Source organism: Enterococcus florum, assembly GCF_004309355.1.
In the GTDB taxonomy this organism is placed as follows: Bacteria; Bacillota; Bacilli; order Lactobacillales; family Enterococcaceae; genus Enterococcus_A; species Enterococcus_A florum.
Map to the genome: position 1 here is coordinate 1 of NZ_BJCC01000021.1, position 14,169 is coordinate 14,169.

A 14,169-nucleotide genomic window follows, 5' to 3' on the forward strand; every position below is an offset into this window, starting at 1 on the left:
AGAGTGTTTGACTACGGATCAAAAGGTTAGGGGTTCGACTCCTCTTGGGCGCGTAGTTTTTTTATTTTTATCGGGAAGTAGCTCAGCTTGGTAGAGTACTTGGTTTGGGACCAAGGTGTCGCAGGTTCGAATCCTGTCTTCCCGATTAAAAGAAGGTGCAGACCTTCTTTTTTTTTATCCTTTTTTAAAGCTGCAGAATGTTAGGTCTTTCTCCTTTCTTTCGCTTTATAAATTCGATATAATTAAGGTCAGAAATAGTCAATCAGGAGGAGATTTTTATGAGCAGAAACACCTCTGATTTGATCGAATCTTACTTGAAAAAGATCTTAGAAAGTCATGAGAATATTGAAATCAGACGAGCTGAGATGGCTCAGCTGTTCAACTGTGTTCCTTCTCAGATCAATTATGTGATCAACACACGGTTTACTTTTCAGCGCGGGTATTTGGTGGAGAGTAAGCGTGGCGGTGGTGGCTATATACGTATCAGTAAAGTTAAGATTTCTGATCAGCATTACTTTTTGGAGCAGTTGATGGATTCTTTTGGTCAAGAGATCTCTGAAGCGAATGCGTTTGGTATCATTCAAAAGCTCTTTGAGGAAGAGATCGTTACAGAAAATGAAGGGAATTTGATGCTAAGTGCGGTTTCTAAAAATGTGCTTGGGATCAGCCAAATTGAAAATAGGTTGCGAGCCAGAATCTTGCACGGATTCTTGGAACGCTTGAGTTATGAAAAAAAGGAGTGAGGATAAATGGATCAGCTATATACGGAACGCGCAAAAGCTGTTTTGGCTATTGCACAAGAAGAAGCAAAATATTTCAAGCACCGCTCTGTGGGTTCTGAACATTTGCTGCTTGCTTTGGTCATCGAACAGCAAGGAATTGGCGGGAAGGCATTAAGACAGATGAACGCCAATGAAAATGACATTCGCGAAGAAATTGAACATATGACCGGTTACGGTTCTATGAAGAGTTACCCAGAAGGAAGCTATTTACCTTACTCTCCAAGAGCAAAACAGATTTTATTTTTTGCTGATGATGAGGCTAAACGTTTCAATGCAAAATTGGTTGGAACAGAACATATTTTATTAGGTTTACTACGAGATGATGAAATTCTTGCATCCCATATTTTAGTGAATTTGGGTCTAAGTTTAGCTAAAATGCGGCAATTATTGCTTAAAAAAATGGGTGTGAATGAAACGGCAGTGAACAATCAAAACCGTCGGAAAGCGCCTGCCAAAGCTACACAGAACACCTCTCAGGGAACCCCTACTTTGGATAATCTTGCTCGTGATCTTACTAAGTTAGCGAGAGAAAAACGACTGGATCCGGTGGTAGGCCGTGAAAGTGAAGTGCGTCGAGTGGTTCAAATTTTAAGTCGCAGAACGAAGAATAATCCTGTTTTAGTCGGTGAGCCAGGTGTTGGTAAAACAGCGATCGTGGAGGGATTGGCGCAACGGATTATCTCAGAGGATGTTCCTGAGGACATGCGTGGGAAACGTTTAATGATGTTGGATATGGGAGCATTGGTGGCCGGGACGAAATACCGTGGTGAATTTGAAGACCGCTTAAAAAAAGTCATCGATGAAATCTATCATGATGGACAAATTATTTTGTTTATTGATGAGCTGCATACTCTAATTGGTGCTGGCGGAGCAGAAGGTGCGATCGATGCTTCAAATATCTTAAAGCCTGCATTGGCTCGGGGAGAATTACAAACGATCGGGGCAACTACATTAGACGAGTACCAAAAATACATTGAAAAAGACTCTGCTCTCGAGCGGCGTTTCGCGCGAGTACAAGTCGAAGAGCCGACTCCGGAAGAAGCAGAACAAATTTTAAGAGGGCTGCGACAAAGGTATGAGGAGCATCACGGTGTCGAGATCACCAATGAGGCCCTTCATGCGGCCGTTTCGCTTTCGGTTCGATACATTAATTCTCGTCAGTTGCCGGATAAAGCAATTGATCTGATGGATGAATCGGCAGCCAAAGTGCGCTTGGATGCGACAGACGAAGTTTCAGAGTTGACGGAACTGCAAAAGCAAGTAGATGCATTAACAGAGGAAAAAGAAAAGGCGATTCAGAGCCAAGACTTTGAGTCTGCAGCGCGTTTGAGACTAAAAGAGAAGAAATTGATGCAGGAATTAGAACAGGCAGCCATAACAGAGGCGAAACAAGAAAATGGCTATATTGATCAAGTAACGGATGAAGATGTTGCTTCTGTGGTCTCTCAATGGACGGGCGTTCCGCTGCAGCAGCTGGAGAAAAAAGAAAGCCAGCGTCTGCTGGATTTAGAAACATTGCTTCATAAACGTGTGGTCGGCCAGGATACGGCTGTACGAGCTGTGTCGCGAGCTATCCGTAGAGCCAGAAGCGGGTTGAAGGACCCTAATCGTCCAATCGGCTCCTTCATGTTCTTAGGTCCGACTGGTGTCGGAAAGACTGAATTGGCTAAGGCTTTGGCTGAAGCAATGTTTGGCAGCGAGGAGTCCTTGATTCGCGTCGATATGTCTGAATTCATGGAAAAATACAGTACGAGTCGATTGATCGGCTCGCCTCCAGGATATGTCGGTTATGAAGAGGGCGGACAATTGACGGAGAAAATTCGTCAAAAACCTTACTCAGTTATCTTATTGGATGAGGTGGAGAAAGCCCATCCGGATGTCTTTAATATTTTGCTGCAAGTACTGGATGATGGACATTTGACAGATTCTAAAGGCCGCAAGGTGGATTTCAGAAACACGATCTTGATTATGACTTCTAATATCGGAGCAACTGAGATCCGTGAAGAAAAAAATGTTGGTTTCAACGTTAAGGATATCACGAAGGATCATGATGCGATGGAAAAACGGATATTGGAAGAATTGAAAAAGGCATTTCGTCCAGAATTTCTAAATCGTATCGATGAGACAGTTGTCTTCCAGTCATTAAGCCAAGAACAGATCCATGAGATCGTCAAGATTATGAGTCGTTCGATCGTGGAACGGATGAAGGAACATGAAATCCGAGTTAAAATCACATCGGCAGCGATTGAGGCTATCGGCAAGGTTGGTTTTGATCCTGAATACGGGGCACGTCCAATTCGGCGAGCACTGCAAAAAGAAGTAGAGGATCGATTGGCTGAAGCATTGCTTTCAGGGCAGATTCAGCTAGGGGATGCGGTTACGATCGGTGCCAGCAAAGGAAAAGTCACTTTGACTGTTCGTGCACCGAAAGAAACGAAGATTCCTCAAAATGTTTAATCATTTAGAAGTTTTCCGATTTAGGAAAGCTTCTTTTTTTTAGAAAGCTAGTTGGAAACTTTTGGAAGCTGTGATAGTATGAAACAGTTATAAAGATGGAGAAAATTCAAGTTATGTGAATGGATCTGTTTAGTGAGAGAAAAAAGGAGCAAATCGTATGATCGAGATCATTGCTACAGCAGAGTCGATGGCACAGGCCAAGTCCCTGCTGGCTGCGGGTGTAGATACGTTGTACATAGGAGAGGAAACTTACGGGTTGCGTCTGCCGTACTCTTTTTCAAGAGAAGAACAAAAGGAATTGATTGACGATGCCCATCAAAAGGGAAAAAAAATCAATGTGGCTGTCAATGGGATCATGCATCCGGATAAAATGAAGGCTATTCCTGAATACCTAGAATTTTTAGCTGCGTGTCGACCAGACCGTGTGGTAGTTGGGGACACCGGGGTCATTTATTTATTGCGAAAAGGCAATTACCAGCTGCCATTTATTTATGATGCGGAGATTTTGGTCACCAACGCTCGTCAGATCAATTTTTGGCAGAAAAAAGGGGCTTCTGGTGCGGTGTTAGCAAGAGAGGTCCCATTTGAAGAAATGAAGATTTTGGCTCAGCAGATTTCGATTCCAACAGAAATATTGGTTTATGGAGCAACCTGTATTCACCAATCAATGCGTCCATTGCTGCAAAACTATTTTAAGTATACGAATCAAGATGAAGCCATCGATCGTGAACGGGGATTGTTTCTTTCAGAGCCAAAGAAAACAGAAACGCATTATTCTATCTATGAGGACCAGCATGGTACCCATATTTTTGCGGACAATGATCTAAATTTGATTGCGGAATTGGCAGAACTATCCCAGCATGGTTTTACGACTTGGAAACTGGATGGGTTGTTCACCCCCGGAGAACAGTTTGTTGAGATTGTTAAACAGTTTGTGGCGGCCAAGGAAGCTTTGGCAGCAAATGTTTGGACGAAAGAAAAACAACAAGCGGCTGCGGAAAAAATTCGTTCATTGCATCCGCCAGCTCGAGGCTTAGATACTGGGTTTTATCATTTGGATCCTACGGCGATCAAATAAAGGAGCAAAACAGAACAATGGAACAAAAACGTCTAAAACGGCCAGAGGTCTTGGCACCAGCCGGAACGTTAGAAAAACTGAAAACAGCGATCCATTACGGTGCAGATGCTGTCTACATTGGCGGAGATGCGTATGGACTGCGGTCGCGTGCTGGAAACTTTTCGTTTGAAGAAATGGAAGAAGGCGTTGCTTTTGCAAAGAAACACCATGCAAAAGTTTACGTTGCTGCAAACATGGTAACCCATGAGGGAAATGAGCAGGGAGCTGGAGCGTTCTTCCGAAAATTGCGGGATATTGGTATCTCCGCAGTAATCATTTCGGACCCTGCATTGATCGAGATTTGTGCAGCGGAAGCACCGGGGCTGGAGATTCATCTTTCTACTCAAGCTTCTGCGACCAATTATGAAACTTTAGAGTTTTGGAAAGAGGAGGGCTTGGAACGCGTCGTACTCGCACGAGAAGTTTCGATGGCGGAATTGGCAGAGATTCGTCGGCATACCGATATTCAAATTGAGGCCTTCGTTCATGGCGCAATGTGTATTTCCTATTCTGGCCGCTGTACTTTGTCCAACCATATGTCGATGCGCGATGCGAATCGAGGCGGTTGTTCTCAATCCTGTCGCTGGAAATATGAACTGTTTGATATGCCGTTTGCCAAAGAACATCGTTCATTGACTGAAAATGGCGATGTAACAGAAGAGTTTTCTATGAGTGCAGTGGACATGTCAATGATCGAGCATATTCCCGATTTGATTGAAAATGGCGTTGACAGCTTAAAGATCGAAGGTCGGATGAAATCGATCCATTATGTTTCCACGGTTTCCAACGTGTACAAAGCAGCAGTCGATAGTTACATGGAGGACCCAGAAAATTACGTGTGCAAACAAGAATGGATCGATGAGCTTTGGAAAGTCGCGCAACGTGAATTATCGACCGGTTTCTATTATCATGTACCTACGGAGGACGACCAATTATTCGGAGCTCGCCGTAAAATTCCAGTTTACAAATTCATTGGAGAAGTATTGAGCTATGATGAAGCAACGAAGACGGCGACGATTCGTCAACGAAACCATTTCAGAGTTGGTGACGAAATCGAATTTTACGGTCCAAATTTCCACCATTTTGAACAAACAGTTGCTGAGATGAAGAATGATGAGGGCGAAACGATTGATCGTGCTCCAAATCCAATGATGGTTTTAACGATGCCAGTCGCTCAACCAGTCAAACCGGGTGATATGATTCGCAAGAAGAAAGACTGAGAGTACTCAGTCTTTTTTGCAGATATGAAGTCGTCTGAAAAGCATAAAGGGAGGAATTTTGATGGAACAATATGATTACATCGTCATCGGCGGTGGAAGCGGCGGGATCGCTTCGGCCAATCGTGCTGGGATGCATGGGGCCAAAGTACTGTTGATCGAAGGAAATCAGATTGGCGGAACTTGTGTAAATGTAGGGTGTGTACCGAAAAAAGTAATGTGGCAAGCCAGCAGTATGCTGGAAATGCTGGAGCGTGATGTTGAAAGCTACGGTATTCAAGCCGAGGTGAAGGACTTTGATTTTACTCAATTGGTCGAGCGTAGAGAAAAGTATATTGATTTTCTGCACGGGGCTTACAATCGCGGGCTAGATAGTAACCAAGTAAAACGTGTCTATGGATATGCTTCCTTCAAAACGGATCACGTGGTCACTGTCAATGAGCAGGACTATACAGCACCGCATATTTTGATTGCTACAGGCGGACGACCAACAGAAATGCAGATTCCTGGCGGTGAATTGGCGATCGATTCGAATGGCTTTTTTGCTTTGAAAAAACAACCTAGAAAAGTCATCATGTTGGGGGCCGGCTACATTGCAGCTGAATTGAGTGGTGTACTGCAAGGTATGGGGACGCAAGTTCATTGGGCTTTTCGCTATGGGCAGCCACTTCGTACGTTTGATAAAATGCTAGCAGAAAATTTAATGGATATCTACAAAGACAATCACATGCAATTACATCCATACTATGTTGCTGAAAAAATCGAGAAGGATGCTGAGGGTGATTACACGGTTTACTTTGAAAATGGAGAGACCCTGACTGGGGACTGTGTGATTTTTGCGGGTGGACGAACACCAAATACCGACAAATTAGGAATCGAACATACCGCTGTTGCGTTGGATGAAAAGGGTTTTGTTAAAGTCGATAAATTTCAAAATACTACAGCAGATGGAATCTATGCTATTGGTGATGTTATCGGCAAGATTGATCTAACACCTGTTGCCATTGCTGCAGGTCGCCGATTGTCTGAACGATTGTTTAATGGTAAAAAGGACGAATATTTGGATTATGATAATATTCCAACTGTCATCTTCACCCATCCAACGATCGCGACGATCGGTTTGTCTGAAGAGCAGGCGATTCGACGATATGGGACCAAAGAAATCAAAATTTACCATTCTCGGTTTACACCAATGTATTTTGCATTAGGCGAATATCGTCAAAAGTGCGATATGAAATTGGTTTGTTTAGGTGAAGAAGAAAAAATCATCGGACTGCATGGCATTGGCGTCGGTGTGGACGAAATGCTGCAAGGCTTTGCAGTAGCTATAAAAATGGGCGCAACCAAGAAAGATTTTGACAACACTGTAGCGATACATCCAACCGGCAGTGAAGAATTTGTCACGATGAGATAACAAAAATAAACCTCTGGTATGACTTTTTAGAAAGCTATCTAAAAGGCTCACTAGAGGCTTTTTTTTCGATCCAAGCAGTGTTCGCTTTCAGAGGAAGCGATAGTTTGTTGAGATGTCTCAACAAGATACGCACCAGAAGTCCAATACCACTTCCTGCAAGAATTCCGGCAAATCCTAGCAAAGGCAAGGTTAATAAGACTGCTGGAGATTGTGCAATCCATGCGGCGACAAGCAATTGACCGAAATTGTGCATAAAGCCTCCTAAGCCGCTGACGCCTAAAACGGTCACACGAGCTGGCCCCAGCAATTGCATCAGGCTCATTGCCAAGAAGCTCAAAAAGGCTCCGATCGTACTATAAAGCAGCATAGACACGGTTCCTCCTAATAAGGTCACCAGCAAGAGACGAGCGGTGATGACAAAAACAGTCTCTTTTTTTGTTAGAGTAAACAAGCTGATCAGGGTGACAATATTGGTCAACCCTAGCTTGATCGTAGGAGCAAAGGCAAAAGGAGTGGGCAGCAAATTTTCCAATAACCCCAGTACGACTGCCTGAGCGATCAGTAAAGCTAAAAATATCAATTTTTTATGGGTCAAAGGTGTCTCCTCCTTCCAAAGGAATTTCGATCACTAATTTATGCGGCAAGCAAACGATAGTCTCACCGCTTTGTTCGATCCAGCCCTGATGGACACAACGCTGGTCAGGACAACTGGCGGAACGGATGCGGATCCGTTGGTCCTTTATCTCGATCACATTTGTATCCCCATCCTCTGCGCGATAGGTGTAGGTATACTGTTCGCCCTCAGCAAGAGTAAATTGCTGGATTTCTTGACCGTCGACACGCAGGACAGCAGAATGAACCGGAGTTCTCCCAACGATCAGCCAAGGGATGACTGCTATTATCATTAGGCCTGTCAAAATTACCAAATCCATCGGTTTAAAGTAATTGTTCAATTTTTCAGCGAATGCTTTCATTGTCTTTTTCCTTCATGATAAACTTATAGATAAGTCTATCATATAAAAAGGGATAAGGAGAACTCAATGAAAAAGCGATGGGGTATCTTTTTTCTTCTGCTGTTTTTTTTGACCAGTTGTGGGTCACAAGGTCAGTATTTGGACGTTCCTGAACAGCAGGAAGGATTTTTCTTAGACACATATATTCAAATAAAAATCTACGATCGTGACAAGCGGTCGGTATTGGAGCAGGCGTTTCAACAGGTGGAGAAGTTGGATAAGCAATTGTCTTCTTATCGTGCTGGCTCCGAGATCGATCAAGTCAATCAATCGGCAGGTCAAAAGCCTGTAAAAGTATCTAAAAAAACATTTGAATTGGTCAAAACTGCTTATGAGTATTCGAAACAATCGGAAGGGCTGTTTGATTTGACGATCGGTCCGATCGTTCAACTGTGGCGTGTGGGAACGGACGAAGCACGAAAGCCAACTCAGGAAGAGATCGATGCCGCATTGATCAAGGTCGATTATCAAAAGGTTCAACTAAATGAGACTGAGCAGAGTGTTTATTTGAAGGAAAGCGGCATGTCTTTGGACTTGGGAGGCATCGCAAAAGGATTTATTTCTGATCAAATTGCTGCGATGCTGCGAGAAGCAGAGGTGACGAGCGCTATTTTAGATTTTGGAGGAAATATTATTGTTATCGGTAAAAATCCTTCCGGTAAGGCCTGGACAGTCGGGATTCAAGATCCCAAGGAGCCTAGCAAGGTGATAGGTACGATTCAGGCGACAGACCAAGCGGTTATTACTTCGGGAAATTACCAGCGGTACAGTGAATTCGAGGGTCAACGATACCATCATTTGATGAATCCTCAGACCGGCTATCCCTTCGAGTCGGGAGTGGCGAGTGTCACAGTTGTTGCTTCAAACGCAACGCAAGGGGATGCACTATCAACGACCTTGTTTGGTTTAGGAGAGAACGAACAGCTGCAATCAGAGGAAGAGGTTGGCGCAGTATTTATTGATCATGAGAATAGGATCGACGTAACACCGAAATTGGAAGAACAATTTACAGCTAGGTAAAAGAGTGCAGCCATCCACTTGAAACTTGTTGTTTCTTGAGGGGTGCTGCACCTTTTTCGTAAAAAAATCCAGGGATTTGCTCTCTGGATCAGTCTTCGATATATTCCAAAAGGTCTCCGGGCTGACATTCCAGCACTTTGCATATTTCGTTTAGTGTAGAAAAACGGACTGCTTTGGCCTTTCCAGTCTTTAGAATGGAAATATTAGCATTGGTCATACCAACTCGTTTGGCTAGTTCGCCAGACGAGATTTTTCGTTTTGCCAACATTACATCCAAATTTACTTGAATCATCGTTTTATTCTCCTCTCGTATTAAACGGTCAATTCATTTTCTTCGGCAATCGCGTTGGCCTTTTCAAGAATTTTTGCTAAGGCCCAGACGATTACCGCTCCGACAATATAGGTTAGATCAATAATGGATGCATCAGAAGTCAAACCTGCTATATTCGTATAAACATTTGGTAGATAAACGGTCAGTGAGAGTAATGCTAAAACAACACTGATTTTTTTCGCTGTATGAACATTTTCTTCAACGAAGATACGATTTAATTGTAGATTTTTGAAAAAGCGACGTGTAAAGAAAAATAATAGGCCGTACAAAAAGATGTTTGCTAGGACCATCGCAATAAAAATCGGTGAAGAGACCAGCTCAACTGCATTAATGCCGTTAGGAATCTGTTTAACTGCGGTCATTATCACATTTTGCAGTTCTGCTGAGTTGTTGAGAATAACGACAATGGCGATCAAACCTGCTGCGGCAACGCCCATCATCGTCACCAAGAAACCAAAGAATATTTTTAATCCGCGGTAAATATTTTTTTCTGCATTCATTTTCAAAACTCCCTTTGTCTAATTTGCATTTCCTTATGAACCTACTATAATCCTTCCAAATCATAAAGTCAATAAAAATATATCGAAAAACAATAAAAAATTATCGTTACTATTTAAATAGTTTTAGATAATCGATATATAAAGATTCTGAACTTATTTAACGTTTTAACTGAAAAGAATGAAGTTATATACTTCTTCTGGCGGTCACCGTTAACTTTTATAAAACAGAATGTGAACTTTCTAAGAGTGGTTGTAAGCGGTAATCATTGTGAATATACTAGCATTGAGTGATGGAAAAGGAGGAATAGCATGTTTTTATTGAAGGCAGAAAAGGTGATTACGGGGGATGGAAAGACTGTAATTGAGCAGGGCGGCGTCGTTTATCAAAGAGAGCAAATTGTGGCGGTAGGAAAGGCAGAAGAGTTGGAGAAAGAGTATCCAGCTGCCGAGGTACAGGAGTATCCAGAAGGAACGATCCTCCCAGGATTGATGGATGCCCATATTCATTTGGGGTATTATTGGACGCAGCCCGATCTCCACCGTTATAACGATTTTATGATTGCCTATTATGCGCAGAAGCAGGCTGAGATTTGTCTGGAAAAGGGCGTGACGACGATTCGGGATTGCTGTGGGCCGCGTTTTCTTTTAGAAACATTGCGTTTGGCTGCTGAAAAAGGCTTTGTCAAAGCGCCAAGAATTCTGCATACGGATCGCGGGATATGCATCACAGGTGGTCATGGACATGAAGATGGGATTGAAGAGGTTGACGGCGCTGAGAATATTCGTCACACGATTCGCCGGCAAAAACGCGATGGTGCTGACTGGATCAAGCTGTTGACGACTAACCGTGATGACATTTGTGAATTTACCCAAGAGGAATTAGATGCGGGAGTGGCAGAGGCTCATCGCTTAGGAATGAAATGTGTGGTCCATTCAGGTACACAACCGGGTATTCAAATGTGTATCGATGCAGGCTTTGATACGATCGAACACGGTAATTTTTTGACCGTCGAACAAGGAAAACAAATGGCATCCAATCAACAATCATGGACACCTACCATGTTTGCTTATCACTATTTGGCAGAATACAATCAGAAGGTTCAGGAGGTTGGCATCGATCATTCCAACCAATCTACGGAAACCTACTCACATCATTTAGACTTTTTTGAAGCTTCAGTCCAAGCATACTCAGAGAATTTTAAAGCGATCTATGATGCAGGTGTTAAAATTTTGGCAGGTACCGATATGGTCATGCTGGAAGCACCGAGTGTGCCGATCGTTGAAGAATTGGAGTTGATGGTCCGTTATGGGTTGACTCCAGTCGAGGCGATCCAAACCGCAACTCAAAATCCGGCAGAGGTATTTGAATTAGCGGAAATAACTGGGCAGCTAAGGGCTGGACTGCAGGCGGACATTTTGGTTGTTGATGGCGATGTGACAAAAGATATTGAACAGCTTAGAAATGTGAGGCAAGTCGTGTTGGCTGGAAAGATCGTTTAAAAAATAGGCCGTACCCAGTTTAGCTTATCTGGATACGGCTTTTTCTTATTGGATCGAGCTTAAGCTGATTTCGCCAGACGATAGAATCATTTCTTTTGAACCGATTGCTACAACTAGCTCTCCCAATTCATTAATGGCGACTGCTTTTCCAGAAAACGATTTTCCTTGGCGTTCGAAGGTCACTTGTTTACCCAGCACATTTGATTTTTGGCGATAAGCAACTAGGAAATCAGTCGTTTTGGCTTCCAGCAACTGAAAGAAACGATTCCAGATCTCTATGATCAATTGGTTGCGAGTGATTGCAGGAGAGGTATCCGGGTAAAGCGAAGTAGCCTTTTTACGGATTTCCTCTGGGAAGGCTTCCTGCGGGATGGAGAAGTTGATACCCATTCCGATGACAACATGCTTCAATGTGCTGGTCTCCACATCGGTCATTGCTTCGGAGAGTATCCCGACAACTTTTTTTCCATTTAAATAGATGTCATTGACCCATTTGATCGCTGTCTCGACTCCGACTAAATGATCGATCGCTTCAGCAACTGCCACAGCAGTCAAAACAGTGTATTGAGGCAGCTCCGACAACAATTCTTCCGGCTGCAGCAAAAGACTCATGTAGATTCCAGAACGCTCCACCGCAAAAAATGGTCGGTTGAATCGGCCGTGCGGGGCTTCCTGCATATCAGCGATGACTAGAATCGGTGATATGGCTCCCTCTAGGACAGCTAGTTGAGCATCTTTCATGGTCGAAGATGAGGTATTTAAGACCTTTACAGTTAGGTTTTGTTGAAGACCTGTCTGAATTTCCTGTGCATCGAGAATATCAGATTGCTGATATCGATACCCCTTGGCACCATGCTGGATTTGATAACCGCTTTTCTCTAATTCTTTGACAGCTTTCCAAACGGCAGTACGAGATACCTGAAGCTGTTCTGCGAGACGCTCGCCGGAGAGAAACTCCGTTGAGGTTTTTAATTGAGCCAATACTTTTTCTTTGGTGGACAAATCGACAATCCTCCTTTCTTTTTTACGCTTTCTCCGACAGTGTAACAAAAAAACAGGCTGCCGAAAAGCAGCCCATTTAGAAGGATGAACGTTAGATAAATTATTGAAGCAATAGCGCGTCGTCTTTTAATTCGACACCGGAATTTTGGTGGAACAATTCCATTAATTTTGGCACAGTCATGTTTTTCTTTTCTTCTTGTTTCAAGTCTAAAGCGATCTGTCCTTGGTGCAGCATAATCAATCGATTGCCATAACGGATCGCATCCTGCATGTCATGGGTCACCATAAAGGCTGTTAACTGATGATCAGCGATCAGTTTTTCGGTCAATTCCATTACCGTGATGGAGGTCTTAGGATCGAGTGCTGCGGTATGCTCATCTAGTAAAATCAGATCTGGCCGTTGCAAAGTAGCCATTAATAAGGTGATTGCTTGTCGCTGACCACCTGATAGTAAGCCAATCTCCGCTTCTAACCGGTTTTCCAAATTTAATCCTAAGGTAGCCAGCTGTTCACGGAAGAAATCACGATCTCGATTTTTGACCCCTAGACTAAAGCCTCTTCTGAAACCGCGCTTCATTGCTAGAGCCAGATTTTCCTCTACAGTCAAACGAACCGCTGTACCCATACGAGGGTCCTGAAACACCCGACTAATCTTCTTGGAACGTCTGGTCACAGAGTGTTTCGTGATCTCTTCGCCGTTCAAAAAGATTTGACCTTCTTCGACCGGCAGAGTCCCTGCGACACTGTTTAACAACGTCGATTTACCCGCACCGTTTCCTCCGATAATCGTTACAAATTCTCCAGGTTCAAGAGTTAACGCAATGCCGCGCAGTACGTGATTTTCATTAACGGTTCCCCGTTCAAAATATTGATGCAGATTAGTGATTTTCAATACTGGTTGCATTGGATTTGGCTCCTTTCTTGGTTTCCTTTTTGTTGCGATTCAGGCCAAGTTTTTGCCGAATCTGCGGTAAAGATAAGCAGATGACCAACACGACTGCAGAAGCGAGTTTTGAATCGGTCGGCTGTACGTTCATTTCGAAAACCAATGCCAAAATGAAGCGGTAGATGACGGCACCACAGACGATCGTAATCAAACGAGTGGCAATTGGTCGATTGTGAAGTAAAACTTCTGCAATAATGATCGAAGCCAGCCCGATAACGATCGTTCCGACTCCTGAGTTTAAATCGGCAAAACCGTTGTTTTGTGCCAGTAAGGCTCCGGAAAGAGCAATACTGCCGTTAGAGATCATGTAACCCAACAGCTTCATGTTTTCAGTACGGATACCATTAGCTTCACTCATGTCTGGATTATCTCCGGTGGCACGAATCGCTAAACCGATCTCCGTGCGGAAAAATAATACCAGCAATAAAATCACTAATATTGCCACAAGAAGACCAATGATGATCACGGCATTATTTTTTGTCATCCCCATATTTTGAATGGCTGTGAAGACAGTATCTTCACCTAACAGCGCAATATTCGGTGCGCCCATTACCCGAGAAGTGATCGAGTATAAACCAGTCATGGTAATGATTCCGGCTAAAAGTGCAGGAACATGGAATTTGGTATTCAGAATACCAGTGACCAACCCAGCAACCATTCCGCCAACAAAAGCAGCAAGCGTGGCGATGACCGGGTTGGCGCCATTGACGATCATTACAGCGGCGATCCCGCCGCCCAAAGGAAAGCTCCCTTCGGCGGTCAGATCGGCGATATCAAGTATACGGTAGGTCAAGAAAACCCCAATGGCTAGTAATGACCATAACAGGCCTTGTGACGTAGCTGATAAAAACAGTGAGAGTATATTCATCC

14 protein-coding genes and 1 tRNA gene are annotated in these 14,169 nt (G+C 43.5%); 8 read left to right on the plus strand and 7 right to left on the minus strand.

Annotated elements, in window-relative coordinates; translation table 11 throughout:
* Nucleotides 1-71 precede the first annotated feature (71 nt).
* The 6 genes from NRIC_RS12315 (at nucleotide 72) to gor (ending at nucleotide 6,987) form a co-directional block, all read left to right on the plus strand.
* A tRNA-Pro gene (locus tag NRIC_RS12315) sits at nucleotides 72-145 on the plus strand.
* Between the two features lie 133 nt (nucleotides 146-278).
* A complete protein-coding gene (locus tag NRIC_RS12320) occupies nucleotides 279-743 on the plus strand; it encodes a CtsR family transcriptional regulator (RefSeq protein ID WP_146623007.1) in 465 nt (154 codons plus the stop codon).
* A 6-nt stretch (nucleotides 744-749) separates the two neighbouring features.
* Nucleotides 750-3,239: an ATP-dependent Clp protease ATP-binding subunit gene (locus NRIC_RS12325; protein ID WP_146623008.1), complete on the plus strand. Its 2,490-nt coding sequence runs from the start codon at nucleotides 750-752 to the stop codon at nucleotides 3,237-3,239.
* Nucleotides 3,240-3,396: 157 nt separating this feature from the next.
* Nucleotides 3,397-4,317 carry a peptidase U32 family protein gene (locus tag NRIC_RS12330; protein WP_146623009.1) on the plus strand — a complete coding sequence of 307 codons (921 nt, stop codon included), beginning with the start codon at nucleotides 3,397-3,399 and terminating at the stop codon, nucleotides 4,315-4,317.
* Nucleotides 4,318-4,334: 17 nt separating this feature from the next.
* Nucleotides 4,335-5,576, plus strand: coding sequence for a peptidase U32 family protein (locus NRIC_RS12335; protein WP_146623010.1), 1,242 nt, complete (start codon nucleotides 4,335-4,337; stop codon nucleotides 5,574-5,576).
* A 61-nt stretch (nucleotides 5,577-5,637) separates the two neighbouring features.
* Nucleotides 5,638-6,987 (plus strand): glutathione-disulfide reductase, encoded by a 1,350-nt coding sequence (gor, locus tag NRIC_RS12340; RefSeq protein ID WP_146623011.1) that lies wholly within the window; start codon nucleotides 5,638-5,640, stop codon nucleotides 6,985-6,987.
* A 34-nt stretch (nucleotides 6,988-7,021) separates the two neighbouring features.
* Here gor and NRIC_RS12345 read toward each other — a convergent pair whose 3' ends face one another.
* Together NRIC_RS12345 and NRIC_RS12350 are read right to left on the minus strand one after the other, a co-directional pair.
* A complete protein-coding gene (locus NRIC_RS12345) occupies nucleotides 7,022-7,582 on the minus strand; it encodes a Gx transporter family protein (protein WP_146623012.1) in 561 nt (186 codons plus the stop codon).
* Complete coding sequence (locus NRIC_RS12350; protein WP_146623013.1) at nucleotides 7,572-7,961, minus strand: NusG domain II-containing protein; 390 nt, start codon at nucleotides 7,959-7,961, stop codon at nucleotides 7,572-7,574. The genes NRIC_RS12345 and NRIC_RS12350 overlap by 11 nt, the downstream gene beginning before the upstream one ends.
* Nucleotides 7,962-8,027: 66 nt before the next feature.
* Between NRIC_RS12350 and NRIC_RS12355 the strand changes: the two genes are divergently transcribed.
* Nucleotides 8,028-9,020: an FAD:protein FMN transferase gene (locus tag NRIC_RS12355; protein ID WP_146623014.1), complete on the plus strand. Its 993-nt coding sequence runs from the start codon at nucleotides 8,028-8,030 to the stop codon at nucleotides 9,018-9,020.
* 88 nt (nucleotides 9,021-9,108) lie between these two features.
* Here the strand turns inward: NRIC_RS12355 and NRIC_RS12360 are convergent, their stop codons facing one another.
* Nucleotides 9,109-9,312 (minus strand): helix-turn-helix domain-containing protein, encoded by a 204-nt coding sequence (locus NRIC_RS12360; RefSeq protein ID WP_146623015.1) that lies wholly within the window; start codon nucleotides 9,310-9,312, stop codon nucleotides 9,109-9,111.
* Nucleotides 9,313-9,332: 20 nt separating this feature from the next.
* Nucleotides 9,333-9,851 carry a DUF2975 domain-containing protein gene (locus NRIC_RS12365; protein WP_146623016.1) on the minus strand — a complete coding sequence of 173 codons (519 nt, stop codon included), beginning with the start codon at nucleotides 9,849-9,851 and terminating at the stop codon, nucleotides 9,333-9,335.
* Between the two features lie 309 nt (nucleotides 9,852-10,160).
* Here NRIC_RS12365 and NRIC_RS12370 point away from each other — a divergent pair, with 309 nt between their 5' ends.
* Nucleotides 10,161-11,351, plus strand: coding sequence for an amidohydrolase family protein (locus NRIC_RS12370; protein ID WP_146623017.1), 1,191 nt, complete (start codon nucleotides 10,161-10,163; stop codon nucleotides 11,349-11,351).
* Nucleotides 11,352-11,396: 45 nt separating this feature from the next.
* On the opposite strand, the gene NRIC_RS12375 is transcribed toward NRIC_RS12370, so the two are convergent.
* The 3 genes from NRIC_RS12375 to NRIC_RS12385 form a co-directional block, all read right to left on the minus strand.
* Nucleotides 11,397-12,353 (minus strand): biotin--[acetyl-CoA-carboxylase] ligase, encoded by a 957-nt coding sequence (locus tag NRIC_RS12375; RefSeq protein ID WP_146623018.1) that lies wholly within the window; start codon nucleotides 12,351-12,353, stop codon nucleotides 11,397-11,399.
* A gap of 100 nt (nucleotides 12,354-12,453) precedes the next feature.
* Entirely contained in the window at nucleotides 12,454-13,257 is an 804-nt protein-coding gene (locus NRIC_RS12380) for an ABC transporter ATP-binding protein (protein WP_146623019.1), read from the minus strand.
* Nucleotides 13,232-14,167 (minus strand): ABC transporter permease, encoded by a 936-nt coding sequence (locus NRIC_RS12385; RefSeq protein ID WP_146623020.1) that lies wholly within the window; start codon nucleotides 14,165-14,167, stop codon nucleotides 13,232-13,234. The genes NRIC_RS12380 and NRIC_RS12385 overlap by 26 nt, the downstream gene beginning before the upstream one ends.
* Between the last annotated feature and the right edge of the window lie 2 nt (nucleotides 14,168-14,169).

Coding starts and splice junctions, on each gene's coding strand:
- NRIC_RS12320 (WP_146623007.1), top strand. CDS start 279: ATGAGCAGAAACACCTCTGATTTGATCGAATCTTACTTGAAAAAGATC.
- NRIC_RS12325 (WP_146623008.1), top strand. CDS start 750: ATGGATCAGCTATATACGGAACGCGCAAAAGCTGTTTTGGCTATTGCA.
- NRIC_RS12330 (WP_146623009.1), top strand. CDS start 3,397: ATGATCGAGATCATTGCTACAGCAGAGTCGATGGCACAGGCCAAGTCC.
- NRIC_RS12335 (WP_146623010.1), top strand. CDS start 4,335: ATGGAACAAAAACGTCTAAAACGGCCAGAGGTCTTGGCACCAGCCGGA.
- gor (WP_146623011.1), top strand. CDS start 5,638: ATGGAACAATATGATTACATCGTCATCGGCGGTGGAAGCGGCGGGATC.
- NRIC_RS12350 (WP_146623013.1), bottom strand. CDS start 7,961: ATGAAAGCATTCGCTGAAAAATTGAACAATTACTTTAAACCGATGGAT.
- NRIC_RS12355 (WP_146623014.1), top strand. CDS start 8,028: ATGAAAAAGCGATGGGGTATCTTTTTTCTTCTGCTGTTTTTTTTGACC.
- NRIC_RS12360 (WP_146623015.1), bottom strand. CDS start 9,312: ATGATTCAAGTAAATTTGGATGTAATGTTGGCAAAACGAAAAATCTCG.
- NRIC_RS12365 (WP_146623016.1), bottom strand. CDS start 9,851: ATGAATGCAGAAAAAAATATTTACCGCGGATTAAAAATATTCTTTGGT.
- NRIC_RS12370 (WP_146623017.1), top strand. CDS start 10,161: ATGTTTTTATTGAAGGCAGAAAAGGTGATTACGGGGGATGGAAAGACT.
- NRIC_RS12380 (WP_146623019.1), bottom strand. CDS start 13,257: ATGCAACCAGTATTGAAAATCACTAATCTGCATCAATATTTTGAACGG.
- NRIC_RS12385 (WP_146623020.1), bottom strand. CDS start 14,167: ATGAATATACTCTCACTGTTTTTATCAGCTACGTCACAAGGCCTGTTA.